The 24,657-nt window shown below is 68.0% G+C and carries 26 protein-coding genes, 10 pseudogenes and 1 riboswitch; of the genes and pseudogenes, 16 read left to right on the top strand and 20 right to left on the bottom strand.

The window, feature by feature from the left end:
• Positions 1 to 66: 66 nt before the first annotated feature.
• Both gcvH and gcvT read right to left on the bottom strand, forming a co-directional pair.
• Positions 67 to 444 carry a glycine cleavage system protein GcvH gene (gene gcvH / locus ACZ8AI_RS13135; protein ID WP_133518288.1) on the bottom strand — a complete coding sequence of 126 codons (378 nt, stop codon included), beginning with the start codon at positions 442 to 444 and terminating at the stop codon, positions 67 to 69.
• Positions 445 to 448: 4 nt separating this feature from the next.
• Positions 449 to 1,545 (bottom strand): annotated as a pseudogene (gene gcvT, locus ACZ8AI_RS13130) (glycine cleavage system aminomethyltransferase GcvT).
• A gap of 156 nt (positions 1,546 to 1,701) precedes the next feature.
• Positions 1,702 to 1,802, bottom strand: a riboswitch (glycine riboswitch).
• Between the two features lie 96 nt (positions 1,803 to 1,898).
• Between gcvT and ACZ8AI_RS13125 the strand changes: the two are divergent.
• The 4 genes and pseudogenes from ACZ8AI_RS13125 (at position 1,899) to ACZ8AI_RS13110 (ending at position 3,544) form a co-directional block, all read left to right on the top strand.
• Positions 1,899 to 2,108, top strand: a complete 210-nt coding sequence (locus tag ACZ8AI_RS13125; protein WP_464858609.1) for a BlaI/MecI/CopY family transcriptional regulator — start codon at positions 1,899 to 1,901, stop codon at positions 2,106 to 2,108.
• A gap of 54 nt (positions 2,109 to 2,162) precedes the next feature.
• Positions 2,163 to 3,035, top strand: a complete 873-nt coding sequence (locus ACZ8AI_RS13120; RefSeq protein WP_464858608.1) for a M48 family metalloprotease — start codon at positions 2,163 to 2,165, stop codon at positions 3,033 to 3,035.
• A gap of 39 nt (positions 3,036 to 3,074) precedes the next feature.
• Positions 3,075 to 3,419, top strand: a pseudogene (locus ACZ8AI_RS13115) (FBP domain-containing protein); the annotation flags it as partial.
• A complete protein-coding gene (locus ACZ8AI_RS13110; RefSeq protein ID WP_464858607.1) occupies positions 3,314 to 3,544 on the top strand; it encodes an FBP domain-containing protein in 231 nt (76 codons plus the stop codon). The pseudogene ACZ8AI_RS13115 and the gene ACZ8AI_RS13110, both read left to right, overlap by 106 nt.
• Here ACZ8AI_RS13110 and ACZ8AI_RS13105 read toward each other — a convergent pair.
• Complete coding sequence (locus ACZ8AI_RS13105) at positions 3,462 to 3,701, bottom strand: hypothetical protein (RefSeq protein ID WP_464858823.1); 240 nt, start codon at positions 3,699 to 3,701, stop codon at positions 3,462 to 3,464. The genes ACZ8AI_RS13110 and ACZ8AI_RS13105 overlap by 83 nt on opposite strands.
• A gap of 139 nt (positions 3,702 to 3,840) precedes the next feature.
• The gene (locus ACZ8AI_RS13100; protein WP_464858605.1) at positions 3,841 to 4,731 is read right to left on the bottom strand and encodes a LysR family transcriptional regulator; all 891 of its coding nucleotides are present in this window, start codon (positions 4,729 to 4,731) and stop codon (positions 3,841 to 3,843) included.
• A gap of 132 nt (positions 4,732 to 4,863) precedes the next feature.
• Here ACZ8AI_RS13100 and ACZ8AI_RS13095 point away from each other — a divergent pair, with 132 nt between their 5' ends.
• The 3 genes from ACZ8AI_RS13095 to ACZ8AI_RS13085 are packed head-to-tail and all read left to right on the top strand — an operon-like array spanning position 4,864 to position 6,030.
• Positions 4,864 to 5,298 (top strand): GNAT family N-acetyltransferase, encoded by a 435-nt coding sequence (locus tag ACZ8AI_RS13095; RefSeq protein ID WP_464858603.1) that lies wholly within the window; start codon positions 4,864 to 4,866, stop codon positions 5,296 to 5,298.
• 58 nt (positions 5,299 to 5,356) lie between these two features.
• Positions 5,357 to 5,812, top strand: coding sequence for a GNAT family N-acetyltransferase (locus tag ACZ8AI_RS13090; RefSeq protein WP_464858602.1), 456 nt, complete (start codon positions 5,357 to 5,359; stop codon positions 5,810 to 5,812).
• Between the two features lie 17 nt (positions 5,813 to 5,829).
• On the top strand, positions 5,830 to 6,030 hold the full coding sequence (locus ACZ8AI_RS13085; RefSeq protein ID WP_071292685.1) for a hypothetical protein: 201 nt from the start codon (positions 5,830 to 5,832) through the stop codon (positions 6,028 to 6,030).
• 67 nt (positions 6,031 to 6,097) lie between these two features.
• Here ACZ8AI_RS13085 and ACZ8AI_RS13080 read toward each other — a convergent pair.
• A pseudogene (locus ACZ8AI_RS13080) lies at positions 6,098 to 7,298 on the bottom strand (MalY/PatB family protein).
• Between the two features lie 100 nt (positions 7,299 to 7,398).
• Here ACZ8AI_RS13080 and ACZ8AI_RS13075 point away from each other — a divergent pair.
• From ACZ8AI_RS13075 to ACZ8AI_RS13065, 3 genes are all read left to right on the top strand, one after another.
• Entirely contained in the window at positions 7,399 to 8,175 is a 777-nt protein-coding gene (locus ACZ8AI_RS13075) for an isocitrate lyase/PEP mutase family protein (RefSeq protein WP_464858600.1), read from the top strand.
• Between the two features lie 151 nt (positions 8,176 to 8,326).
• Complete coding sequence (locus ACZ8AI_RS13070; protein WP_464858599.1) at positions 8,327 to 8,872, top strand: HD domain-containing protein; 546 nt, start codon at positions 8,327 to 8,329, stop codon at positions 8,870 to 8,872.
• A 267-nt stretch (positions 8,873 to 9,139) separates the two neighbouring features.
• Positions 9,140 to 9,427 carry a hypothetical protein gene (locus ACZ8AI_RS13065; protein WP_071292682.1) on the top strand — a complete coding sequence of 96 codons (288 nt, stop codon included), beginning with the start codon at positions 9,140 to 9,142 and terminating at the stop codon, positions 9,425 to 9,427.
• 71 nt (positions 9,428 to 9,498) lie between these two features.
• Here the strand turns inward: ACZ8AI_RS13065 and ACZ8AI_RS13060 are convergent, their stop codons facing one another.
• Positions 9,499 to 9,870: a hypothetical protein gene (locus tag ACZ8AI_RS13060; protein WP_464858597.1), complete on the bottom strand. Its 372-nt coding sequence runs from the start codon at positions 9,868 to 9,870 to the stop codon at positions 9,499 to 9,501.
• A 50-nt stretch (positions 9,871 to 9,920) separates the two neighbouring features.
• On the opposite strand from ACZ8AI_RS13060, the gene ACZ8AI_RS13055 reads away from it, so the two are divergent.
• From ACZ8AI_RS13055 to ACZ8AI_RS13045, 3 genes are all read left to right on the top strand, one after another.
• Positions 9,921 to 10,190: a helix-turn-helix domain-containing protein gene (locus ACZ8AI_RS13055; protein WP_464858596.1), complete on the top strand. Its 270-nt coding sequence runs from the start codon at positions 9,921 to 9,923 to the stop codon at positions 10,188 to 10,190.
• A complete protein-coding gene (locus tag ACZ8AI_RS13050) occupies positions 10,138 to 10,401 on the top strand; it encodes a nucleotidyltransferase domain-containing protein (RefSeq protein WP_464858822.1) in 264 nt (87 codons plus the stop codon). Before ACZ8AI_RS13055 ends, ACZ8AI_RS13050 begins: the two co-directional genes overlap by 53 nt.
• Positions 10,402 to 10,557: 156 nt before the next feature.
• Positions 10,558 to 10,824: a HepT-like ribonuclease domain-containing protein gene (locus ACZ8AI_RS13045; RefSeq protein WP_464858595.1), complete on the top strand. Its 267-nt coding sequence runs from the start codon at positions 10,558 to 10,560 to the stop codon at positions 10,822 to 10,824.
• Positions 10,825 to 10,833: 9 nt separating this feature from the next.
• Here the strand turns inward: ACZ8AI_RS13045 and ACZ8AI_RS13040 are convergent, their stop codons facing one another.
• Complete coding sequence (locus ACZ8AI_RS13040) at positions 10,834 to 11,196, bottom strand: phage tail protein (RefSeq protein ID WP_464858594.1); 363 nt, start codon at positions 11,194 to 11,196, stop codon at positions 10,834 to 10,836.
• Between the two features lie 30 nt (positions 11,197 to 11,226).
• Between ACZ8AI_RS13040 and ACZ8AI_RS13035 the strand changes: the two genes are divergently transcribed.
• Positions 11,227 to 11,421: a nucleotidyltransferase domain-containing protein gene (locus ACZ8AI_RS13035; protein ID WP_464858593.1), complete on the top strand. Its 195-nt coding sequence runs from the start codon at positions 11,227 to 11,229 to the stop codon at positions 11,419 to 11,421.
• A gap of 1,119 nt (positions 11,422 to 12,540) precedes the next feature.
• Here the strand turns inward: ACZ8AI_RS13035 and ACZ8AI_RS13030 are convergent.
• The 7 genes and pseudogenes from ACZ8AI_RS13030 to ACZ8AI_RS13000 form a co-directional block, all read right to left on the bottom strand.
• Positions 12,541 to 13,553 (bottom strand): annotated as a pseudogene (locus tag ACZ8AI_RS13030) (ORC-CDC6 family AAA ATPase).
• A gap of 227 nt (positions 13,554 to 13,780) precedes the next feature.
• Positions 13,781 to 14,125: an ORC-CDC6 family AAA ATPase gene (locus tag ACZ8AI_RS13025; RefSeq protein WP_464858592.1), complete on the bottom strand. Its 345-nt coding sequence runs from the start codon at positions 14,123 to 14,125 to the stop codon at positions 13,781 to 13,783.
• A 152-nt stretch (positions 14,126 to 14,277) separates the two neighbouring features.
• Complete coding sequence (locus tag ACZ8AI_RS13020) at positions 14,278 to 15,351, bottom strand: metallophosphoesterase family protein (RefSeq protein ID WP_464858794.1); 1,074 nt, start codon at positions 15,349 to 15,351, stop codon at positions 14,278 to 14,280.
• A 61-nt stretch (positions 15,352 to 15,412) separates the two neighbouring features.
• Entirely contained in the window at positions 15,413 to 15,982 is a 570-nt protein-coding gene (locus tag ACZ8AI_RS13015) for a DNA adenine methylase (protein ID WP_464858591.1), read from the bottom strand.
• Positions 15,922 to 16,134, bottom strand: a pseudogene (locus tag ACZ8AI_RS13010) (DNA adenine methylase); the annotation flags it as partial. The gene ACZ8AI_RS13015 and the pseudogene ACZ8AI_RS13010, both read right to left, overlap by 61 nt.
• Positions 16,135 to 16,242: 108 nt before the next feature.
• A pseudogene (ychF, locus tag ACZ8AI_RS13005) lies at positions 16,243 to 17,317 on the bottom strand (redox-regulated ATPase YchF).
• A gap of 61 nt (positions 17,318 to 17,378) precedes the next feature.
• Positions 17,379 to 17,585, bottom strand: a complete 207-nt coding sequence (locus ACZ8AI_RS13000; RefSeq protein WP_464858590.1) for a hypothetical protein — start codon at positions 17,583 to 17,585, stop codon at positions 17,379 to 17,381.
• A gap of 159 nt (positions 17,586 to 17,744) precedes the next feature.
• Between ACZ8AI_RS13000 and ACZ8AI_RS12995 the strand changes: the two genes are divergently transcribed.
• A complete protein-coding gene (locus ACZ8AI_RS12995; RefSeq protein WP_464858589.1) occupies positions 17,745 to 18,167 on the top strand; it encodes a hypothetical protein in 423 nt (140 codons plus the stop codon).
• Between the two features lie 889 nt (positions 18,168 to 19,056).
• Positions 19,057 to 19,817 (top strand): annotated as a pseudogene (locus ACZ8AI_RS12990) (GntR family transcriptional regulator).
• A gap of 18 nt (positions 19,818 to 19,835) precedes the next feature.
• Here the strand turns inward: ACZ8AI_RS12990 and ACZ8AI_RS12985 are convergent.
• The 6 genes and pseudogenes from ACZ8AI_RS12985 to ACZ8AI_RS12960 form a co-directional block, all read right to left on the bottom strand.
• Positions 19,836 to 20,243: a tautomerase family protein gene (locus ACZ8AI_RS12985; protein WP_464858793.1), complete on the bottom strand. Its 408-nt coding sequence runs from the start codon at positions 20,241 to 20,243 to the stop codon at positions 19,836 to 19,838.
• A 246-nt stretch (positions 20,244 to 20,489) separates the two neighbouring features.
• Positions 20,490 to 21,092, bottom strand: a pseudogene (locus tag ACZ8AI_RS12980) (Gfo/Idh/MocA family protein); the annotation flags it as partial.
• Entirely contained in the window at positions 21,044 to 21,574 is a 531-nt protein-coding gene (locus ACZ8AI_RS12975) for a Gfo/Idh/MocA family protein (protein WP_464858588.1), read from the bottom strand. The gene ACZ8AI_RS12975 and the pseudogene ACZ8AI_RS12980, both read right to left, overlap by 49 nt.
• Before the next feature lie 109 nt (positions 21,575 to 21,683).
• Positions 21,684 to 22,685 (bottom strand): transaldolase family protein, encoded by a 1,002-nt coding sequence (locus tag ACZ8AI_RS12970; RefSeq protein ID WP_464858586.1) that lies wholly within the window; start codon positions 22,683 to 22,685, stop codon positions 21,684 to 21,686.
• Positions 22,682 to 23,550: pseudogene (locus ACZ8AI_RS12965) on the bottom strand (sugar phosphate isomerase/epimerase family protein). The gene ACZ8AI_RS12970 and the pseudogene ACZ8AI_RS12965 overlap by 4 nt, the downstream one beginning before the upstream one ends.
• Positions 23,550 to 24,613 (bottom strand): annotated as a pseudogene (locus ACZ8AI_RS12960) (Gfo/Idh/MocA family protein). Before ACZ8AI_RS12960 ends, ACZ8AI_RS12965 begins: the two co-directional pseudogenes overlap by 1 nt.
• Positions 24,614 to 24,657 lie beyond the last annotated feature (44 nt).

Here is a 24,657-nt window from a genome sequence, read left to right as displayed (position 1 = left end):
GTGCCGATGTGGCGGTCGGCGAAGGTGGTCTGCAGGTTCTCGTGCCCTGGGGCGTGGTCGACCCGGTCATGCGATGGACGCCCGGTACGCGTCGTGGTCCATCAGGTCCTCGGGGAAGGAGGTGCCGTCGACCTTGATCTTCACGAGCCAGCCGGTGCCGAACGGGTCCTGGTTGACGGTGTCGGGCGCGTCGACGACGGCGTCGTTGATCGCGACGACCTCGCCCTCGATCGGGGCGAACAGCTCGCCGACGCTCTTGGTCGACTCGATCTCGCCGATCTGCTCGCCGGCGGTCGTGGCGGTCCCCACCGCGGGGAGCTCGACGTAGACGACGTCCCCGAGCTGCTCGGCGGCGTGGTCCGTGATGCCGACGGTGACGGTGTCGCCCTCGACGAGCAGCCACTCGTGGTCGGCGGTGTACTGGAGTGCGGTCTGGTCGGTCACGGGATCAGCCTTTCGGAGTGCGGCGGTAGAAGGGGAACGCGGTGACGGTGCTGGGGATGGCCGTGCCGCGGACGTCGATGTGGAGGAGTTGCCCCTCGGTGGCGAGCGACGGGTCGACGAAGGCCATGGCGACGGGGTGGCCGAGCGTCGGCGAGAGGGCGCCGGAGGTGACGGAGCCGACGACGACGCCGTCGTGCACGACGTCGTACCCGGCACGCGGGGCACGACGGCCCTCGGTCACCAGGCCGATCAGCACGCGGGCGTCCTCTGCCGGGGTGACTCCCTCTGCGCCGACGAACGAGCCGTCCTTCGCGACGACACGGCCGAGTCCGGCCTGGGCCGGACGGACGTCGGTGCCGAGCTCGTGCCCGTACAGGGGCATCCCGGCCTCGAGCCGCAGGGTGTCGCGCGCTGCGAGTCCGGCCGGCACCACGCCGCGGTCCGCCCCGGCCTCGAGGATCGCGTCCCAGATCTCGGTGGCGACCGCCGGGTCGCTGTAGACCTCGAAGCCGTCCTCGCCGGTGTAGCCGGTACGTGCCACCAGGACGTCGGCGCCGTCGAACAGCGCGTGCAGCACCCGGTAGTAGCCGAGCTCGTCGAGCAGGGTCTCGGGCTGCAACCGGTCCGCGACGACGAGGGCGTCGAGCGTGCCGGCGGCGGCGGGGCCCTGCACGGCGACGAGCGCCGTGGTGTCGGAGTCGTCCGAGACCTCGACGTCGAACCCGGCGGCGCGAGCGGTCAGGGCGTCGACCGCGACCTGTCGGTTCGACGCGTTCGCGACGACGAGGAAGACGTCCCCCTCGGTGCGGTAGACGACGAGGTCGTCCAGGATGCCGCCGTCCTCGGCGAGCAGCGAGAGTACTTCGCACGGCCGACCGGCATGGCGCCGAACGAGCCGGCGAGCGCGTGGTCGAGGAACGGTACGGCGCCCGGGCCGGTGACGCCGATCTCGGCCATGTGCGAGAGGTCGAACACCCCGGCGGCTTGGCGGACCGCATGGTGTTCGGCCAGGTCGGACGAGTACCGCACCGGCATGCGGTAGCCGGCGAAGTCGGTGAACGTGGCACCGGCGGCTTCGTGCGCGGCTTCGAGGGGGGACAGAACGCATGGCGGAGTTCTCCTGGCATCGACGAGGACCGACGACCGTCGTCGGGCGGAACTCCCCCTCTGTCATGTGCCTGAGAGTTTCACCGCGGCCCGTGAGGTCCGGCGGCTTTCACATGGGCAGAGACGCACTGCGTCTGCTTTTCAAGTGGCCTGCCCGTGGCGGTGTTGGACCTGAGAGATTGACGGGGAGGTTGCTCCTTCGGTGCCGTGCGTGTGCCGGGGCACTGCACGACGTCTCCCGCGACGGATGGTCGGCCGGTGTTCAGTTGTCCGCGCACGAGCATACCCAGCCCGCGTTACGGGCATGTGTGCGTGTGCCACGGTTCGACGTCTCGTAGAATGCCCGGGTGGCAGGACAGCGATCGCGCCCCCGTGGCCAGCTCGAGCAGGCGGTGCTCGACGCGCTCTGGTCCGCCGCCGAGACCTCGGACGCGGGGCTCACGGCCCGCCAGGTGCTCGACGCCTTCCCCGAGCCCCGCCCCGCGCTGACGACCGTGCTCACCGTGCTCGACCGCCTCGGCCGCAGAGGGCCAGGTGGACCGCCAGGAGCACGATGACGCCCCGCTGACGTTCCGGGCGTCGAACAGCCGCGGGAACAGACGGCGTCCCTCATGTCGAACGCGCTCGCCGCGGCGATCTCGACCGCGAGGCCGCCCTGCTGCAGTTCACCGGGTCCCTCGCCTCCGACGACCTCGACGTGCTCCGCCGCGCGCTCGACGCCCGGTCGCGCTCCTGACGGACCGGTCGCCGTGGTCGTCACCGGAGTCGTCCTCATCGCGCTCGCCCTCGCGGTCGTGGTCCTCGCGCCCCGGTTCCTGACCCGCTCCGCCTGGACCATCGACCGACCGCGCACGACCTCGTGTCCTGGTCGGTCGCCGTCCTGCTCGGTGTTGTCGGGTTCGTCGCCGGCATCACGCTCGTCGTCCTGGCGAACCGGCCGATCGCCGATCCGTTCGGGCTCGGGGACTCCCCCACGCACGGGCTCAACATCGGGGTCGCCCTGCTCGCCGTCCTCGCCTTCGTCATCGCCGTCCGGGTCCGTCCGGGCCCGAGCACAACCGTGCGCGAGGCGATGCGCTCCGGCGCGGCACCCTACGCGAGATCGACGGCACCACCCTGGTGGCCGTCGTCGAGGCCGAGCACGCACTGGCGTGCGCCGTCCGGTCGGTCCGGCGGGGTGCTCGCCAGCACCGGGCTCGCGGACCGTCTGCGGACCGACGAACTGGAGGCTGGTCGCCCACGAACGGCGCTACCTGACCCAGCGACACGCGGTCGCGGTCGGCATCGCCGAGTCGATCGAGCGTGCGGTCCCGTGGGTCCCCGGTGCGCGCGCCATGGCGCGCTCGACGCGCGTGCTCGTGGAGTTCGCGGCCGACGACGCGGCGGCCCGCCGGGTGGGGCGGGACGCCCTGCGTCGAGCGGTGCTCGTGGCGGACGAGACCAGCGCGCTCGGGGCGATCCGCGCCTCCCGTCTGTCGTCCTGAGTAGCCCGTGTCGGAGGCGAGGCATAGGGTGAACGGACCGTGAAGCCACTGACCGAATCAGACATCCGTTCGTCGTTCGTCAACGCCACCCCGGACGAGCTCGCCCAGCTGCCGATCCCCGGCCTGCACGAGACGCTGTGGGACGAACGCGAGTTCCTCGGCTGGCGTGACCCGCAGGCCGCCCGCCGCGGCTACATCGTGTCGTGGATCGACGAGCGCCCGGTCGGCATCGTCGTGCGCTCCGCCGGCGGATCGCTGCGTCCCGGCATCGCGGCGATGTGCTCGTTCTGCCACTCCCGCAGCCCGCCACGCGGGTGCGGTTGTTCTCGGCGTCCCGCGCTGGCGAGTCCGGGCGGAACGGCAACACGATCGGCACCTACATCTGCGAGGACCTCGGCTGCCCGATGCTCATCCGCACGGCGCCGCCTACCTCAACCCGCCCGCCACCATCGCCATGCGCGGCGAGGCGCTGCTGGGACGCATCCACAACTTCACCGCGGACATCATGAAGACGGCGTGAGCCGGTTCGGCAGTGCCCGCTGGGCCGTGGTCGAGGAGCTCGGGGACGGACGGTGGCGGCTGACCCTGCGCGACGAGGCCGATGACGAACTCGGCGCCTTCGGCCTCGGGGTCGAGGGGCCGTGGGACCCCGACGTCGAACCGCACGTGGGGTTCGTGCTCGCACAGCTCGGTCTGACCCTGCGCGGATCGCGACCCCTGGCGCGAGGACGAGCTCGGGGACCAGCGCGCGCCGGTGCTGCCACTCAGCTGAGCAGCGCGCGCGTGAGCCGCGCGCGCGACCGCGTCACTCGGTCGCGGCGACGAAGTTCCCCAGGATCTCGCGGTCGTCTCCGGCTCGGGACGCCCAGGCCAGCTCGCTCCGGTGTGCGTCGCCGTCGAGCGGGAGGAGCACCACGGTGTCGGGCGCCGCGAGCGTGGCGCTCTCGGGCGCGACCGTGACGCCGAGGCCGGCACCGACCAGGTGCAGGACGGTCGCCCACGTGGTGGCCTCCCTGCACGACCACGGGCCGACGACCGCCGGACACCACGGGCGCGAGGTTCCGCTCCGTCGCGACGGCACCGGCCTCGGGCGGGAAGAACACGAACGGGTCGTCGAGCAGCTCCGCACCGCGGATCGACGCCCGGCCGGCGAGCCGGTGGCCGCGCGGGACGGCCGCGACGAACCGTTCGGTCCGGAACGGCAGGGAGCCGGACGGCCGGGTCCGGATCGGGGTCGCGCACGACCGCCAGGTCGAGTTCGCCGCGGACGATGCGGGCGAGCAGCTGCGACGAGTACCCCCTCGGTGAGTTCGACCCGGACGAGCGGGTAGCGCTCCCGGAAGGCCTGCACGCGCTCGATCGGACCGAGTGGCAGCGCTGACACCACGAAGCCGACGTCGAGCCGACCGACCTCGCCCCGACCGACCCGGACGGTCTCGTCGAGGTCGCGCCGCGCCTGGGCGAGCAGCGAGCGTGCTCGACCCTGCAGCACCCGACCGGCCGGCGTGAGTGCGACGCTCCGGGAGGTCCGGACGAACAGGTCGACGCCGAGTGCCCGCTCGGTGCGGCGGATCTGCTGCGAGAGCGCCGGCTGCGCGATGCGGAGGAGTTCCGCGGCTCGACCGAAGTGCAGTTCGTCGGCGACGGCGAGGAACGCCCGCAGCTGTCGGAGGTCGACCTCGGGTGCACGATCCATGCACGCAGCGTATCGATCTGCGCGAACGAGTATTGGACGGAGTACGAACGGCGCTCGAAGATGGGATCATGCCCGACGCCACCGCCTCTGACTCGCTCACCATCGAGGACATCGCCTCCGCCGCCGACGCCGATGCCTTCCGGGCCCTCAACGAGGACTGGATCAGCCGCTTCTTCACCCTCGAGGACGCCGACCGCGCGCTCCTCGGCGACCCGGTCGGCCAGATCGTCGAACCCGGCGGCGCCTGCCTTCGTCGCCCGCCTCGGCGACGACGGCCCGGTCATCGGGTGCATCGGGATCGCCCTCGTCGCCCCCGGCGTGTTCGAGCTCGTGAAGATGGCCGTCTCGCCCGACCACCAGGGCCACGGCACCGGCCGGATGCTCATCGCCGCCGCACTCGACCGGGCCCGCGCGCTCGGCGCCCACCGGGTCGTGCTCGAGAGCAACGCGCGACTCGCCAGCGCCGTGCACCTGTACGAGGCGTTCGGCTTCCGGCACCTCGGCCACGACGAGGTCGCACCGAGCCCCTACGTCCGCGCCGACGTGCACATGGCGCTGGATCTCTGAGCACCCGTCTCGCCGGACACTGACCATCCGGCGCCGCCGTCCGATAGCGTCCGACGAGATGCGGATCCACGAGCGCGCCGAGACCGACCTCGACCCCCTGGTCGAGGTCCTCCGGCGCGCGTACGGCGTCGGCTACCCGACCGACTGGCCCGAGGCCCCGCGCGACTGGATCTCCCCCGACGGACTCCTCACCGCCTGGGTCGCGACCGACGACGACCGGGTGGTCGGACACGTCGGCGTCGCGGTGCCCGCGCCCGGGCGCATGCCCGAGGTGACACGGCTGTTCGTCGACCCGGCACACCGGGGCAAGGGCATCGCCGACGCCCTGCTCGACGCCGCTGAACGGGGCGCCCCCGGCACCCACGTCCGCCTCGACGTGACCGAGGAGTCGCCGGCGGCCTGGCGGCTCTACGAGCGTCGCGGCTGGTGCCTCACCGGCCGCGGACCCGCCGACTGGTGCACCCCGTCGGGCGAGGTCCCCACGCTGCGGTACTACGCCAAGCGGGTCGGCTGAGCCGGTACGCTCGCGACATGGCGACACACGAGGTGCAGGCCGTCCGCGAGAGCGGCGCGTGGCAGGTGTTCATCGACGGCTTCCTGGTGACCGAGGTCACGCGGTGGCCGTCCGTCGGGTTCGTCGCCCGCGAGTGGATCGCCCTCACCGAGGAGATCTCCGTGCGGGACGTCGACCTGTCCATCCGTGTCGTCGGACGTAACCAGTACATCGCCTGACACTCCGCCGTCTCAGCGCGCCGCAGCTGACCAGGTGCTGCGACGAGTCCCGACTTCGCCCGTCACCTCACGCGACGTGCCAGACCAACCCCTCCTGCGCGCTCGACGGGTAGGCGGCCGCGATCCGCAGGACCGCCTCGCGCAGGGTCTCGGGCGAGCACGCCAGGTTGAGCCGCGCGAACCCGCGCCCCTGCGACCCGAACCCGAGCCCGGAGTTGAGGGCGACGTAGGCGTGCTCCCGGAGCGGCACGGCGGGGTCGTCGCCGAGCCCGATGCCCCGGAAGTCCAACCACGCGAGGTACCCGGCCCGCGGGCGGGAGTAGACGACGCCGGGCAGGTGCTCGGCCAGGAGCTTGGCGAGCAGCCGCTCGTTCGCGACGATCCGGGCGACCACGTCGTCCAGCCAGTGCGTCGCCACGGTGAAGGCCGCGAGGTTCGCGTGCAGCCCGAGGATGCTCGTGCGGCAGGCGACCTCCTCCCACAGGGTGTCGAGCAGCGTCGCGGTGCGGGGGTCACCGGCGACGATGATCGAGCACTTCACGCCGGCGAGGTTCCAGCCGCTTGCTCGCGCTCGTCACGCAGACGCTCCGGGCGCCGGCCGACTCGGCCACCGCCGCGAAGGGCGTGAACGTCACGCCGGGGTGGGTCAGCGGTGCGTGGATCTCGTCGCTGATGACGAGGACGTCGTACTGCGCCGCCAGCTCGGCGATCGCGACCAGGTCGGCCCGGTCGTGGACGAGCCCGACGGGGTTGTGCGGGTTGCAGAGCAGGAACACCCCGACACCGTCGGCGAACGCCCGCTCGAGGCCCTCGAGGTCCAGCCGGTACTGCCCCCACTGCTCACGCAGCGGGACTTCCTCGACCTGACATCGGGCCTCTTCGACGAGCTCGAAGAACGGCGGGTACACCGGCGGCGTGATCGCGACCCGGCCACCGTCGGGCAGTGCGAGCCGCAGCGACTCCACGATCCCGACGCTGACGTCGGTCGCCAGGTGGATCCGCGCGGGGTCGATCTCCCACCCCCAGCGGTCGAGCGCGAACTGCGCGAACGCGGGCGCGAGCGGCCCCGGACCGTCGAGGTACCCGAGGTCCGACTGCTGCACCCGCTCGATGAGCGCCTGCCGGATCTCCGGCGCCACGTCGTGGTCCATCTCGGCGACGAACAGGGGCAGCACGTCGGGCGCGTACCGCGTCCACTTGATGCTCGTCCGGACCCCGCGGAGCGTGCCGACCGGGTCCTGCTCGTCGCTCGCCATGCGTCCCAGCATGCCCCGGACGGGAGGCGCGGCGCGAGTCCGGACGTCATCCCGCGTCGTCCACGGGTCCCGCTGCGGCCGGGGGCCGCCCCGTCGGCCTACTGTCGGCTGCATGAGCACGAGCACCGCCGACAAGGCCGTCACCCTCAAGCAACTGCACGAAGCCCCCGAGATCCTGCGGGTCGTGAACGTCTGGGACGCGATCAGCGCGAAGGTCGTCAGCGACCTGCCGGAGACGAAGGCGATCGCGACCGCCGGGCACTCGATCGCCGCCTCGTACGGCTACGAGGACGGCGGGATGCCCCTCGACCTGGCCCTCTCCGGCGCGGCCACCGTCGCCGCCGCCACCGACCTGCCCGTCACCGCCGACCTGGACGACGGCTACGCGGACCCGGCGGAGACCATCCGGCGTGCGATCGCAGCCGGGATCGTCGGCGCGAACGTCGAGGACCGCCTCCGTCCCTTCGACGAGGCCGTCGCCCGCGTCGCAGCGATCACCTCGGCCGCACGGGCCGAGGGCGTCGACTTCCAGCTGAACGCCCGCACCGACGCGATCGCCCGCGGCGGCGACCGTCCGATCGACGAGAGCATCGCCGACGCGATCGCCCGCGGCAAGGCCTTCCTCGACAACGGCGCAGCCCTCGTCTTCGTGCCGGGCGCGATCGAGCGTTCCGTGGTCGAGCGGCTCGTCGAGGGCCTCGGCCACGGCAAGCTCTCCGTGATCGGGCTGCCGGGGGCGCTCCCCGCCGCCGAGTACGAGACCCTCGGCGTCGCCCGGATCTCCTACGGGCCGCTGACGCAGCGCGTCGCGCTGCGCGCGCTCCGCGACCTGGCGACCGACCTGTACGGCGGCGGCGTCGTGCCGGAGGACACCCCGACCCTGAACTGAACCCGTGCGGGCCTGGAGGCGCGGTGCCAGCTGGCACCGCGCCTCCAGGCCGTCGTCCGGTCAGGTGACCGCTACTGTCGTGCCATGAGCCTGGACGTCGACGCGCTGCTGGCCCCGCCCCTCCCCCGTCGCGGCGCGTGCGCTCGACGTCGTGCGCGGCTGGTCGTCGCCGGCGCTCGTCAACCACTGCCTGCGCTCGTGGGCCTGGGCCTCGCTGCTCGCGCCGACGATCGACCTCGATCCCGACCGCGAGCTCCTCTTCGTCGCGACGATGCTGCACGACCTCGGCGTGACACCGTCGTTCGACGCCCACGCCGTCCCGTTCGAGGTCGCCGGCGGTGCCGTCGGCTCCGTGTTCGCGCTCGGTGCTGGTTGGGACGTTCGACGTGCCCGTCGCGTCGGCGAGATCGTCGAGCGACACATGTGGACGTCCGTCGATCCCGCGCTCGACGCCGAGGGCCACCTGCTCGAGGTGGCGACCTCGCTCGACGTCTCCGGCGCGGGCTTCGACCGGTGGGACCACTCCGCCCTGCGAGCCGTCAGCGCCGCGGTCCCCCGGCTCGACTTCTCGGCGACCTTCGACGGGCTGGTCCACGGGCAGGCCGGGCGGAAGCCGGCCTCCGCGGCTGCCCGACTCGACGGATCAGGGAACGTCGCGGTCGGCGGGACCCGTTGGGACGCGTTCCTCGCCGTCTGAGCCGACCCTGGACTTCTCGGAGTGATCCGTGTAGTGTCTCTTGTTGGTGCATTGCAGCGAACCCATCTGACTCGCGCACACCACCCCGTCTCGAAGCCGACTCACCCGAGTCGCATTCCCGCGAGACCCCCCGCTCGATCCGAACGGACGAGCTGCACGTTGAAACGCGACGTGCGCGCCCCGCACTCGATGCGTCGCGCCGGACTCAGCCGTCCGCCGACACCGAGTCGCCCTGGGCGCCGAACGACCAGGAAGTACCGCAACACCATGACCAGCAACGAACGAATCACCATCACCGGCACCGCACTCGCGGCGCCGACCGTCTCCCCCGACCGCATCGCCGAGTTCGGTGTGCGCGACGAGCGCTCGCAGCGCGAGTACCTCGTCCGCATCCCGGCCGACGACCTCGGTCTCTTCATCACCCGTGGTGCCCGCGTGGACATCGACGGCGAGGCCGGCTGGACCGTGCCGGGCCGCTCGTGGCGCGGTGAGGCGAGCCGCACGCTCGTCCAGGCGCAGCGCGTCCGTGCCGGCGAACTGGCCCTCGCGGCCTGAGCCACACGCACCAGCACCGGAAGCCGCCGAGCAGTGCTCGGCGGCTTCCGTCGTTTCGTGCTCGCGTGGCGTCAGCGGGTGGTGTCGTCGTCTCCGCCGTCGCCGTCGCTGTCGTCCGGGCCGTCAGCGCCACGGAACCGCTGGCCCCCGTCGGCATCGACCGGCATCGCGTCCCCCACGCGCACCGCGGCGTCCCGCAGGTGCCGGATGAACGCCCGATCCTCGGGTTCGAGCTCGTCGTCCGGAGCAGCGCTGAGCGTCAGTTCACTCGCCGGCCCGAGCAACACGGTCGTCCGGGTGACCGATCCGTCGTCGGCGACCGCCGGGATCGCCACCGTGTCCGTCCTGCTGTTCGCGCCGAGGATCGCCGCGTAGTCCAGGACCGCGTCGGCGATCGCGTCGCCCGTCAAGATCATGCTGCCGTCGTAGTTGATGTACTTCACGATGCCTCCCGCGCCTGACGGTAGGTGCGGCGGGTGCTCGAGCCCTCAACATGTGCGTGCAACGGCCAGAACCACCCGCTATAGTCCTGCGCTATAGGAGGCCCATGATGCGAACTGAACGAGCTGCCGAGCTCATCCGCGCTGCACGTGAAGACATCGGGCTCTCCCAGACGGGACTCGCAGCCGCGGCTGGGATGCAGCAGCCGACGATCTCCGCCTACGCAGAGCGGGCGGAAGCAACCACGGCCCGAATCACTCGCCCGCATCATGGCCGCCGCGCAGACTCGCCCAAGCATCCCGCTCGCTGTCTACGCAGATGACATCCTCGACGAAGCAGCTCGCTTCCACCTCGAGAACATCCGCGTGTTCGGCTCCGCGATCCTCGGCAGGGACACCGAGCACAGCGACATCGACCTGCTCGTCGCGCTGACGCCGGAGGGCTTCGCTCTTCGATCTCGGCGGCTTCGCACACGCAGTGGAGACCATCACGGGCTTCGAGGTCGACATCCTCACCGACGACCTCGAAGGTGACCAGCACTTCGCACACGTACTCGACCAAGCCGTTCCTCTGTGAGTGACGGAGGGCGGTTCTCTCCCGTTCCTCGTAGGAGCGCGGACGATTCAGACGCCGTCGATCGGTGGCCGTCGCTCGAGGCGAGCTTCCTGGACCTCCTCGCCGAGTGCTCGATGATCGTCGAACACGGTCGCGACGAGTTCGAAGCGGCGCGGAGTCTCACCTACCGGGCGGCCGAAGCCGTGGTCATCCACTTCGATGACTTACTCGGGCGGCTGCCCGGATCCCGCGTGCGCAAGCTCCCCGCAGGGCTGTCGCTCGCGGCAGTCCGGAAGACGAGGAACATCCTCTCCCACGATTACCGGAAGGCCCGCAAGGAAATCGTGTGGGAAGTCATCGAGAACCGGATCCCCGCGATCATCCTCGCTGTCGTCGACTGAGCCGTTAGCTCAGTACTCGCCCCTGACGACGAAGTACGAGCCGCGGATCGTGCCGGCGAGCTTCGACTTCTGCCGCGCGAACTTGAAGGCGTCGAGTTCATCGGGCACGTCCATGCCGTCGGACAGCTTGAAGCCGACCGCTCGCTTCCCGCCGGGGTCGAGCGTGTAGAGCACGTTCACCGCGAGACCCGACTCGTAGAAGACGTAGGTCCACCGCACGCCGTCGACGAGCACCTCGGTGGCCTCGAGCGGCGGCGAGGCGACGACGATGTCCCGCTCGTCATCGAGCACCCGGGCCACGTAGTCGACCAGGTCCGGGACGTCAGCTGCGGGGGCGTCGCGAAGTCGAGCGCGAACTGCGCGCGCTTCCACCTCGAGGACGTCCGCGTCTTCGGCTCCACTGTGCGTGGTCAGGACACCGGGCACAGTGACATCGACCTGCTGGTCCACCTGACGCCCGCGGCATCGCTGTTCGATCTCGGTGGGTTCGCGCAGGAGGTCGAGCGCATCACCGGTTTCGAGGTCGACGTCCTCACCGACGACCTTGATGACGACAAGCACTTCGCCCTCGTCCTCGACGAGGCCGTGCCGGTCTAGACCCCACGCGACCAACGCCTGGTCCTACGTTGCAGGACCGCCTACGGCCTGAATACGACCGAACAAGCGACGACTTCACCGGATTCGCTGACGGAAGAATGAGGGCGGGAGCCTGACGCAGCACCAACCCTCCAGACCGCGGGCCTGGAGGCATCACGAGGGACTAGCTACAAGAAGCGACGCGAGAGTGAACAACTTCGGTCCCGATGGAGCGAGAACCATTCGGTGATCCAGGGATGTCGAAAAGATCAACGACTCTAGGGCGAGGTACAAATTCGCTAGGGAATGCAGATCGTAATGCAGCAACATCGTCCGTGGAGATTGCGCCAAAAAGGTCCCGATGTAGTTCATCAACGCCATATTTGAAACGTAGGTCGTCGCTCACTGCCGCAAACCCCCATACTCGTGAAGGCTCTAACAACTCGATCAAGCCGCCTGCGCGATGCGGCTCCAAGCCGAGTCCGAGAACAAGCCCAATTGGTACTGCTGCTGTCCTGACGGAACCCGCGTAGAAGCTCGATACGGGGCCGGCGCTGAGCTGGGGGACGACGGTAGCGGCATCCGCGCTTGCATCATATTGCGCCGGAGCATAGACGAAGTGAACTTCGCCGACGCTTTCCGAACTCCACAGCAACTCGACCATGAGCGCCATCGTCTTTCTGGACATACTGCTGATATCCACCAAGATCTTCGCTTCCGCTTTCGTGCCGCAGATGTCGATAAACCGCGACGCGAGCGCGTCCTCCGTGATGTACTCCCACCCGCGCTCTGAAAAAGGCTGCCCTATCCGCGGATGCGGCAGCGCCGTCCGCAGCCGGATAGACGAGAGCCATACTGTGCGTACCCGAAATACCCAGCCTCGCGATATAACTCGAACGACGGCTCGTACCCACAGACGGCCACGACAACATCGTAATTGTGGGTCCTATCGAAATCGAAATCAACGATTTTCATAGGTTCTCCAAATCAAAAGTTCCAGGAAGTGTTGCGGGAGCTGCAGAATTGGAGCGATTCACAAGCATAGAAGCGAGGGAAATATCCTTGCCGAGGCGAAGCGGAAATTCTTTCCCATCTCTGATAGCAAGCAAGTAGGCCAATCGGAATCTCTGGCCTTCAAAATCAGACAAAACAGACGGGCTCTTTCTGTCCCGAATATGCACAAAGGCGCCGGCGTACATTCCCAAGACGATGGCATCCGTAACGTCTCGCCGGCGTTCGCCTGTCTACAGTGAATCCATTCGGTGGGTCCGGATTGAATTTCGACGTGTTTCGGCGATTGAGATGTTGCGCCACAATATCGACCAGGTCGATCACCGCGATACTTGATGAACCTGATTGCCGACTAGGCAACACTCGCAAGAGAGATTCGAAACGGTTGGCGAGGCTCGAAATCGAGTCGAATTGAAAGCCTGCACTAACTCGACCAGTAGATGCGTCATAGTATTGGAGCATCTGCGAGAATGCCGTCTTGATCCATCGCGGGTTCCCTTCCAGCATCGTGGTGACCGCATCAGGACCGGTAAACGGCTCCAACGATTTCTTTCGGCTACGCCTTACCGGTCGACCCTCACGAAAGTTGAGCAGCGAATCCCGAAATTGTAGGAGCGGCACAACTTTCCTAATACTTGCAGACCGCTCATTATACGAGAGGCTCTCTGATTGGCAGGATCGATTTTTCGATCCTCCAACCAGCGCGCGAAGTCCGCATCGAGTCGATGCGCCTCCTGCACGATCGATGCTGGACCGACAGAGCGACGTCTGGTCCGTGGATCGCGCAACTCTTGCCGGACGTCCAATGCGTGTCGCAGTGGAACATACGGCAAGTGCCGCACCCCCAGCATCTCAGCCCAAAGACCCGAAGTTATCTTGGAGATCTCGCGACGAGACTGACCGGAGAGATAAATAGGCTGAAAATCGTGCCCGGGCACCGGCGCACTGGACTCACCACCGTAATAGTGCATAAATCGATCGAACGGGCTCATCGAGACCTTTAGGATTAAAGTCTCCGCGCCACCGCGAACGAATGCTGTAACTATCCTGTGGATCGAGCTCGGCGCCAATTCCATCTCGTCGAGAAGCAAAGCCCAACGACGCCGAGGTTCCCTACAGCCCATTAAACGATCGAATACCAAATGTAAGAAGCGCAAGACTGTCCGCGGATGAGAGCCGATGATGGTCTATACCTTCTCCTTCATCAGTTAAGCGCGTCAGGAAGAGGTCCAACGCTTCTAATAGGCCGTAGAAGCCGGGCCGAACCCCTTCTAAGCCCCATGCCTCCGCACAGTCCTTCGAAATATCTGACTCTGACCGATTCGCGAGTTCCACGGGCAAGTGGACATCACCGCGCTTCGAGGTGCGATCACCTCATCTGCTCCACAAACGCGTAGAGCATCTGGGCAGTGAACGCAGCCCTCGCTGTTGACTCGTTAAGTTGACTGGCCCATAATTCGTCGGCAGGGAGAAAGATCGAGGAGTAGTCAATCTTGGCCCTCAGGATGCTGGCGTCCCGCCCACGCCAGGCTGAAAGGCCTTCGCCTGTGAGCATGCGGAGAAGAGTGGTTTTACCGCTACCACGGGGACCGATAACATATGCGTGGTCTCCACCGGCCAATTGCAGGAATGCATCTGGCATCACAAACGACTCGGCGACCTGCTCTGCAGACATTCGTTTAGCGTTGAAGGTGTCGAGCGCAAATTCAACCATCAGCTGACTCCAACTCGTGAGATTTGAACCACCTTGTGCTGCCGGTCTCGCGTGAAGATAATTCCGCGATTACCGAGCTCATTCTCGAGCAGATCCCAGTCTAGAGGAGAATATAGGGTAGTGCCGGAACTTGGCGACTAAGTTTTCGAACGTCATGAATTCCCTCCGCTGTCGCGTAAAGCGTCATCTGCCCTGACCCCAAGGGTTCGAAAGTGGTCAGTTGCTCCAAATCCTGCCGAAGTGGGTAGCCCTGATCCGGCCCGTTCCGAAAATCTCCAACCGTTCCCAAAACCCCATGTGAAACTCTCAATTGTTCCCGACAGCCCCGGCATCGGGCCATCGAGTGCCAAGTTGACAATATGGAATTGATTTCTAGCGACCGTGCTCACCGGGTGCCACATTGTGGCCCCCACGCTCCCACCGCACAGAACAATCGGACCATTTGTCGTGAGGCTTGTGGCCGAAACGAGTTGCGGCACGTGTTTGTGACCGTGAACGATAAACCAACGCCCGGTATTGGCGGAGTTCGAAAGCAACTCGATCAGTTCGCTCCCGCGGCGCATCGGACCGTATTCATCTTGCAGCCAAACGTGATTCTGATGCTCGAAAGGATGATGGTGAACTACAGCAAGATTCAGCTTCTCTTCGAGCCCGGCCAAGGCTGCGGTAATTTCGTCCTGCATCGACGAGGGGAAGCTGCCGCGGTCAATTGCACTTGCGTAGTTCTTCCAAGCCTTGCTCCGCTTGTTCACGGCTCCGGGGTGGGGCGGGAAGTCACGAGTGGAATCGATAAGCAAGATACGATGATCCTGACCCTCCTTCAGTGCCCAGCCGTGCTCCCAAAAGAACGCGTCTAGCGAAGGATCAGATGAGGGGAAGGTTGGTAGCAAAGCTTTCAGTGGCTGGCGTGGGCCTGCAACCGAGGAATGTGTAATCACATCATGATTCCCAGGAACTCCAATCAGCTCTGCGCCTAGCTTCTGCGCAAGAACGTTCGCTTTGCGCCAGCCATAAGCAAGCCCGGCCGCGTTCGCCTTATTAGCTAAATCACCAGCGGCAAGGAAGTAGTCTGCTTTCAACTGCTCGGTCTCGATGAACGACGCTAGATCCGCCAACGGCTGCTGGCCGGGCCGCGCGGACGGTGGTTCCGCGATCACGTGGGTCGTCTTGCGGTCCGTCGTGTCGGCGTGTATATCCGCGGCAACCACGAATCGAAGTGATTTCATCACGCAGCTTCTCGCGCAGAGAGCGACTCGCTCAACACCAAGAGCTCGGAGCTTCCGCCCCTCAGTTTAGGCTTCCGGACATACTCGAATAGCGACTTAATTCAACCATCCGACAGGAACCATAAAGGTCTCGAACACTTTCATCATCAACATTCGAAAGCATGATATGGACCCCATTGTCGCTTAGCTCTTTGAATCTTTTAGCAAGACGCTTCTGATCTTCCCACAAAAATGCCTTCGCGTTGTAGTCGACAAAGGCTTCTGACGGCTTTAGCTTAACGTACGGTGGGTCGAGATACACCAAGTCACCTGGAAGGCAACGGTCTAGCGCGGAGTCAAAGTCCTCGTTTAGAATGTTTGCGGATCCGAGCAAACTAGCGGCATTTTCAAGGTGCTCATCAAATAGAATCCGTGTTGATTTGGGTCGACCATATGGTACATTGAATTGACCGTTGCGGTTCTCCCGATAAAGCCCATTAAAGCAAAGCTTGTTGAGGTAGATGAATTGCGCCGCAGCGTCGACGTCGGATTCGAATATCGTCGAGCGCACATTGTAAAATGTTCTCTTGATCAGTTTGCCATCTCTGCGCGGATTGCCACCTGAGTGGGAGAGTGTTGCACTGCTTGCCAACAACGGATAAGTGGCGCTAGAGCGTCGCTGAGGTGCGCCTCGCCCACGGGGCTCAAGCCGAAGAACACAGCCCCTGATCCAAGAAATGGCTCGTGATACGAGCCGTACGCACGGGGCACCAAATCGAGGAGTCGTGGAACAATCCACCGCTTCGATCCGGCCCAGCGTAGGAACGGTGCGCGAAGGCCCTGCGCACCCCGCTGGAGGTTCTCAACATCACACGGTCACCCTAGTGCCGTGTGGAGCATGGTCGAGTCCCGCTAGTTGTTGAAGCGGAACTCCACCACGTCGCCGTCCTGCATGACGTAGTCCTTGCCCTCGATGCGGGCCTTGCCGTGCGCACGGGCCTCGGCGATGGACCCGGCCTCCATCAGGTCGTGGAACGAGATGACCTCGGCCTTGATGAAGCCCTTCTCGAAGTCGGTGTGGATGACCCCGGCAGCCTGGGGCGCCTTCCAGCCCTTGCCGATCGTCCACGCCCGCGATTCCTTCGGTCCGGCGGTGAGGTACGTCTCCAGGCCGAGGGTGTCGAAGCCGATGCGGGCGAGCTGGTCGAGGCCGGACTCGGTCTGACCGGTGGACTCGAGGAGCTCCGCGGCGTCCTCCGGGTCGAGGTCGATGAGCTCCGACTCGACCTGGGCGTCGAGGAAGACGGCCTGGGCGGGGGCGACGAGCGCGGCCAGCTCGGCCTTGCGGGCCTCGTCGGTCAGGATCGCCTCGTCGACGTTGAAGACGAAGATGAAGGGCTTGGCGGACAGCAGCCCGAGCTCGGCGATCGGCGACAGGTCGATCGAGGTCGCGGATGAGCAGCGTGCCCTTCTCGAGCTCCGCCTTCGCCTCGTTCGCGGTCTCGAGCACGATCGGCTCGGCCTGCTTGAGCTTCACGGTCTTCTCGTAGCGGGGCAGCGCCTTCTCGATGGTCTCGAGGTCGGCGAGGATCAGCTCGGTGTTGATGACCTCGAGGTCGTCCTTCGGGGAGACCTTGTTCGCGACGTGCACGACGTCGTCGTCGGTGAAGCCGCGGACGACCTGCGCGATGGCGTCGGCTTCGCGGATGTTCGCGAGGAACTTGTTGCCGAGGCCCTCACCCTCGCTGGCGCCCTTGACGATGCCGGCGATGTCGACGAACGACACCGGCGCTGGCACGGTCTTCTCCGAGTGGAAGAGCTCGGCGAGCTGGTCCAGCCGTGGGTCGGGCAGGTTCACCACGCCGACGTTCGGCTCGATCGTCGCGAACGGGTAGTTCGCGGCGAGGACCTGGTTCTTGGTCAGGGCGTTGAACAGGGTCGACTTGCCGACGTTCGGGAGACCGACGATTCCGATGGTGAGTGCCACGGGAGAACAGCCTACCGGCGGCCGCCCTGCGGGGCCGACCCGTGCCTCCAGGCCGGCACCGTCAGAACTGGTCCGCCCAGCTCGCCATGGCCGACGCCACGACGCTGGCGACCGCTGCGGACCCGCCGGTGGTGACCGCGACGGCGACGGCGGCACCGATGGTGACCAAGCCGACGCCGAGGCCGACCGCTCGTCGCGCCGTGTGCGGCGCTGCGTCGACGACCTCGGACCGGGTCAGCAGCTCGTCGAGGTCCCGTGGTTCACCCATGACCGCAGCGTACGACCGCGGACGGCGCGGGGGAACTGCCGCGTCCGGGGCACACGCGGGCCCGGGACGTGGGAGCGTGGTCGCGATGACAGGGATGGAGGTCCTCGATGTGGTTCGAACGTGACCGGCGCGGTGTGCACTCGATGGGCATGGACGCGCGTGGCCAGCGGCGGTACTTCACCGCGGAGACGATCGCGGCGGTCGAGGACCTGCCGACCGGCCGAGCTCGAGGCCCTGCACGACGCACTCGCCGAACTCGAGGCCGACGTCCTCGTCGACTACGACCCGGAGGACGAGGCGATCGACCACGGCGTCGAGGACGACTTCCGGATGGTCCTGCCACCGGCCGAGGTGGCGTTCCCGACGATCACCGCGGACACGGCCGAGGCCTTCGTGGCGGCCGTCACCGCGCACGTCGAGGGACTGCCGAAGCGCTGGCGACTCGATGCCTCCGCGCTCGCGTTCGAGCTGGTCGGCACGACGCTCGCGCCGTACCGGGCGGAGCAGCGGGCCCGGCGGAGCGCGACCTGGCGCCTGACCGCCCGTCGTCAGCGGGGGCCTCGCCGGGTCCGCCGTCACTGAGGAGCGGGCGCGGTCCTCCGTCACTGAGGAGCGGGCGCGGTCCTCCGTCGCTGAGGAGCGGGCGCAACGCCGACCCGGGTTCCGGCGATGTCGGCGCTGCGTGCGACGATCGGGAACGATGCCGTTGAACTTCACCGCGATCGACTTCGAGACCGCCAACAGCTCGCCCGCCAGCGCCTGCTCGGTCGGACTCGTCAAGGTCCGCTCCGGCAAGGTCGTCGAACGGGCGTCGTGGTTCATCCGGCCACCGCTCGGGCACGACGCCTTCCTCGAGTGGAACACCCGGATCCACGGCATCGTCGCCTCGGACGTCCTGCACGCGAAGTCGTGGGGAGGCAGCAGTACCCGGACATCGTCGACTTCGCCGAGGGGGACGTCCTCGTCGCACACAACGCCCGCTTCGACATGGGCGTCATCGCGGGCGGGCTACTCGGCCACCGGCATCGCCCTCGCCGAGCACCACTCGATGTGCTCGCTGCAGGTCGCGCGGAAGACCTACACGCTCGACTCGGTACCGGCTGCCGATGGCGGCGCGGGCTGCGGGTACGAGGGCTTCCAGCACCACGACGCAGCGGCCGACGCCGAGGCGTGTGCCGCGATCGTCGTGCACGCCGCGGGACACCACGGGACGGACACGGTCGAGGCGCTGGGCGCGGCCACCCGCGTCACGATCGCTCCGGTGCGGGTCCGGGCCGAGAAGCCCCGCTCGGCGGCGCACGCCACGGCTGTCGAACCGCCCGATGATCTTCGCCGACTAGGACGGTCCGGCCGGGGCGACACCCATCGCACGCGCCCTATTGCCGCGGACCCCGGTGGTATTGTCACGACATTCCCTCGGCACCGTTGCCGAACGCACGGCGCCGCACGCCGCACTCCCCGAAGGACCGCGATGACCAACGATGGCCAGCTGCCGTCCGACCTGTTCATGGACCTGGACCGGTCGGGTCCGGATGCCCTAGTACTTCCAGGTCGCCTCGCGCATCGAGGAGTCGATCCGTTCCGGCGCGATGCCACCGGGGGCGCGGCTCGAGAACGAGATCGCACTCGGTGAGCGGCTCGGGCTGTCCCGCCCGACGATCCGCCGGGCGATCCAGGACCTCGTCGACAAGGGGCTTCTGGTGCGCCGCCGGGGCATCGGGACCCAGGTCGTGCACGGCCCGGTCACCCGCAAGGTCGAACTGACCAGCCTGTACGACGACCTCGCCCAGGGCTCGCAGGGGCCGGCGACGACGCTGCTCGAACGCAACGACGTGCCGGCGTCGGACGTCGTCGCCGAGGCGCTCGGCGTCGAGCCCGGCACCACGGTCGCGCACATCCGTCGGGTGCGCTTCGCCGAGGACGTGCCGATGGCCATCCTCGAGAACTACCTGCCCCCGGAGTTCCTCGAGATCACCGACGAGGACCTGCAGGCCCACGGCCTCTACCAACTCCTCCGCAGCCGCGGCGTCACCATGCGCGTCGCGAAGCAGCGGATCGGCGCCCGTGCCGTGACCGACGAGGAAGCGAACCTGCTCGAGATCGAGGACGGCGACCCCGTGCTGACGATGAGCCGGACCGCGTACGACGCCTCGGGGCGTGCGGTCGAGTACGGCGTGCACTGCTACCGCCCGGACCGCTACTCGTTCGAGGGTCACGCTCGTCGACAAGTAGGCCGGACGACCACAACGGTCAGGCTGGCGACGGCACCCCGAGCTCGCCCGTCACGTACTGGGCCCGCCCGAACCCGAAGGACCAGTCCTGCGGCCCGTTCTCGACGTAGCCGATGAAGACGTCCTCGGACGCGACACCGACGACCGCCAGCGCGTCGTGGATCGCCGCGTAGAGCGCCGTCTTCGCCTCGTCGGTGCGGCCGCGCTGCGTGAAGACCTGGATCACGATGACGCCCTCGGTCCGCTCGAACCCGAGGCCGGCATCCTCGGCGATGATCTGCTGCGCGGGGTGCTCGGTGATGACCTGGAACCGGTCTCGCAGGGGGATGCCGTACACGTCGACGATGGCGGTGTGGATCGCGTCGGCGATGGCGCGGACGGCTTCCGGGGTGCGCCCGGTGGCGAGGTCGATACGGACGAGCGGCATGGTGCCTCCCTGCAGTTCGGAACTTTGTCCTGACAAACTAACATGAATGCGACGATGTCCACCAGACGGACGGGAGGCGCGGTGCCAGCTGGCGCCGCGCCTCCCGTTTCGACCCGGGCGACCGTCTACAGCCACAGGGGTCGCCGCCGCGTAGGTGAGCGGTCCGTCGACGCGCGCGACGTCGTGCCACGCCCCGTCGGCGAGCGAGGCCTCCGCCGCTTCCACGATCGACGCGGCCGCCAGCCCGTCCGCGACCGACGGCGCCAGCTGCTCACCACGACGGACACTGGCGACGAACTGCGCCGCTTCGATCGTCTTGAGGTCGTCGTAGCCCATGGCCGTGCCGGCACCCGGCTGGAACCGGGCGAACTCGCCGTCCCCCGGCGCGACGTAGTGGGTCGCGTACCCGTCCACTTCCTGCCCGTCGAGGTACACCTCGAGCTCGTTGAGACGCTGGAAGTCCCACCGCACGGACCCCTTCGTGCCGTAGACCTCGAAGGTGTACTCGGCGTGCGGGCCGCGCATGACCCGGCTGGAGTCCATCGTGCCGACGGCGCCGTCCTCGAAGCGGAACAGCAGCGCGGCGTAGTCCTCGTTCTCGACCGGTCCGAGCTCGCCCGTGGCGGCTGCGCTCCGGTCGACGATCCCCGCGCCCGGGCGCGGTCGCTCGGTGATGACGGTCTCGGCGAGCGCGCTCACGCTGGCGATGCGTCCGACCACGTACTGCGCCAGGTCGAGGCCGTGCGACAGCAGGTCTCCGAGGACCCCGGAGCCCGCACGCTCACGCTCGAAGCGCCAGGTCAGGGGGTGCTGCGGGGTCGGACGAGTAGTCGGCGAGGAGCGATCCACGGACGTTCGTGATCCGTCCGAGCCGGCCGCCCCGGACAGAGCTCGCGTGCCCGTTCGATGGCGGGTGCGTGCCGGTAGTTGAACCCGACGCTCGTGATGACTCCCGCGCGCTGCACCGCTTCGTGGATCTCCCGCGAGTCGCTGGCGTACCGACCCATCGGCTTCTCGATCCAGAACGGCTTGCCCGCTGCGGCCGCGGCGACGGCCATCTCGCGGTGCAGGAAGTTCGGCGAGCAGATCGAGACGACGTCGACGGACGGATCGGCGAGGACCTCGTGGTAGTCCGCGACCGCGCGCTCGTAGCCGAGGCGTGTGACCGCCTGCTCGCGCGCCGCCTCGATCGGGTCGGCGGCGACGACCAGCCGGGGCTGCACTCCGAGCTCGGGGAAGTGGTCGGGCAGGGCTCGGTAGGCCCGCGAGTGCAGTCGCCCCATCCAGCCGACCGAGATCAGCCCGACGCCGATGGTGTCCAGGCCGGTCATGCGGCCGGGACGAGGATGTCGCGCACGAGGGCGTCGAGCTTGGCGTCCGCGTCGAGGAACTGCCGGAGCGTCGTGACCGTTGCCCCGAAGCGATCGAACTCGTCGATGGTCATGCCGTCGATGTCGTAGCCGCGGGCGAACTCCGGTGTCGCGGCACGGAGCGCGTCGAGGACGTGCGCGGGCACCTCGTCGTCGATGGCGTCCGCTCGGAACGGGACCGCGTTGTCGTTGATGTCCTTCGACCACTGGAACGGCGGCGAGACGACGAGGTCCCCGCCCTGGAACTCCGACCACTCGCAGTGCGTTCCGGAAGGCGGCGACGAGCACGCGTGAGGCGGAACCCGCGCTCCTGGAAGACCCGGTAGGCGTTCTTCACCGCGGCGACGCCGGCCCACTCGAGGTACCCCGGGTCGATCATGACGTGGTCGCGCTTGACGACGGTCTTCAGCCAGTCGTCGAAGCGGCCCGCCATCAGGGTGACGACGTGCCCGAACTCCTGCTCGGGCAGTCCGTCGGCGGCGCGACGGTCGAGGGCCCGCTCGATGGCCTCGCCCACGGCGACGACCTGCGGCACCGTGAACGACACGGTCGCGTTGATCGAGACCCCGCGGTACGCGGCCTCCTCGATGGCGGCGATGCCGACCTTGGTGGCGGGGATCTTCACGATGATGTTCGGAGCCAGCCTCGAGAACCGCACCGCCTGCTCGACGAGGGCGTCGCGGTCACGGTGGAGGCGCGGGTCGGTCTGCATCGACAGCCGCCCGTTCCGCCCGCCGGATGCCTCGAACGCGGGCAGGAGCTGCGCCGCCGCGGCGATCGACAGTTCCTCGACGGCCTTCCACCCGATCCAGGACTCCCCCGCGGTCGGGTGCTCCTCGGCGATCTGCCGGATCCGGGGCTCCCAGGTCTCCGGGTCCTGCTGGATGCACGTGTACGCGATCACCGGGTTGCAGGTCGCGCCGACGGCGCCGTACTCGTGGATTGCCGTGGACAGTTCGCGCGGGTCCGCCGAGTCGTTCCAGAGCGCGGTCACGGTCTGCGACGCGGCCTGCAGCGTGACCGGACGGGTGTCGGTGTCCGTGGACGCCGGTGTGGCGAGGGTGTCGGTCATCGGTGGAGTCCCTTCTTGATCGTGTCGAGCTGGAAGCGGGAGACCTCGTCGGCGTTCTCGTCCTCGGCGAAGACGCTCGACACGGCGACGGTGTCCTCGCGCGCCGTGAAGCCGACGCGGTCGAGCGCGGCCCAGAACGAGTCGAAGTCGACGTCCGCCTGGCCGACCGGCAGGTGCTGGTGCACGCGGACCGGGTTGCCGGGCGGGTTCGTGATGTAGCGGAGGCCGTGCGACCGGCGGTGGTCGTACGCGTCGGCGACGTGGATCAGCTGCAGCGAATCACCGGCGGCGTCGATGATCTCGTCCGTGTTGCCGCCGTAGTGGAAGGTGTGGCAGGCGACGTAGACGAAGCCGACGTGCTTCGAGTTGAGGCCGGATCACGCGGAGCGCCTCGAGCCCGTCCTCGACGAAGTCGTCGGGGTGCGGGTCGATGAGCACGCGGATCCCGGCGTCCTCGATGATCGGCAGGAGTTCCTCCATCGACCGGTAGAAGGCGTCCTCGGACGCTTCCGGCTGCTCCGGACGGCCGGAGAACTCGGTGTTGATCGATGTCGACACCGAGGCGCTTCGTGATCTCGATGACCCGCTTCCACTTCTGCACCGCGGCCTCGCGGGCGTCGCGGTCAGGGCCCGACCAGCGCAGCACCGGCAGCACGCTCGCGACCTGCACACCGGCGGCGGAGCACGCGGCGGCGAACGCGTCCACGAGGTCGTCGTCGGCCTTGGGGTGGCGGTAGAACGGGATGAAGTCCTGGTGCGGCGTGAGCTGCAGGTACTCGTACCCGAGGTCGGCGACCTTCTGCGGGAACTCGAGCAGGGACAGGTCGTGGTGGTACGGCGTGGGGTCGAGGGCGATCTTGGGCATCAGGCCCCCGCGGCCGTCGCGAGCGTGGTCGACCCGGTGTCGTAGAACGCCGGCTTGTCCGTGGCGTAGGTGACCTGTTCGAGCGCACCGGACTGCTGCGCGCGGACCGCGACCTCGGCGACGACGGACGCCGTGTAGCCGTCCCAGGCGCTCGGCCCGTCGATCCCGCCCTGCTTCGCGGCGTCGACCCAGCGCTGGACCTCCTCGTCGTAGGCGGCGCCGAAGCGCTCGACGAACGACGGCGTGACGCCCTGCCCGGAGACCCCCTGCGACACGAGGTTGAGCGACGTCTCGCGACCGATGTACGCGACGCCCGACTCGAAGACGGCGTCGGTCGTGACCTGGTACCCGAACTGGGCGTTCACGTTGATCTCGACGATCGCCATCGTGCCGGACTCGGTGGTGAACAGCACGAACTGGGGCTCCGGCAGGTCGGCCGGTGCCAGGGAGGTTCTTCCGCGGCTTCTTCACCTCGACGCTCGTGATCGCCTCGCCCGTGATGAACGGGATGATGTCGATCTCGTGGATCACCGAGTCGTGGATGAGCATCGACTCGCTGAAGTTCGGCGGGGTCGTCCGGGTTCCGGTGCGCGTGGTGCAGCGCGAGCAGGGCGCCGTTCGCCCCCGACTCGCGCAGGGCGCGGAGCTCCGTGGTAGCCCTTGTCGAACCGGCGCATGAACCCGACCTGGATCTTCGGACGGTCGGACGTCGCCTGCTCGAGCTCGACGATGCGCAGGGAGTCCTCGGCGGAGGTCGTCAGCGGCTTCTCGCAGAGGACTGCGAGTCCGCGCTCGATGGCCGGCACGAGGACCGGTTCGTGCAGGAACCCGGGCGTCGCGACGATCACGGCGTCGATCGGGGTGCGCTCGAGGGCGTCCTCGAACGACGCTGCGGTGATCGCGCCGGGGCCTTCTCGGCGGCGGCCGTGGCGCGCGCGGTGTCGGGGTCGACGATCGCGACGACGTCCGCCCCGGCGATGGTCGAGGTGATGCGACGGATGTGGTCGCTGCCCATGGCGCCCGCGCCGACGACGGCGACGCGGAGGTTGTCAGTGGTGCTCATGGTGTTCTCCTGTGGTGGGTGACGCTGCGTGGACGCGCAGCTGC

Source organism: Curtobacterium sp. AC273, assembly GCF_979253735.1.
The sequence above is the reverse complement of the archived record's forward strand: the minus strand, read 5'-3'. Positions and strand labels throughout refer to the sequence as shown.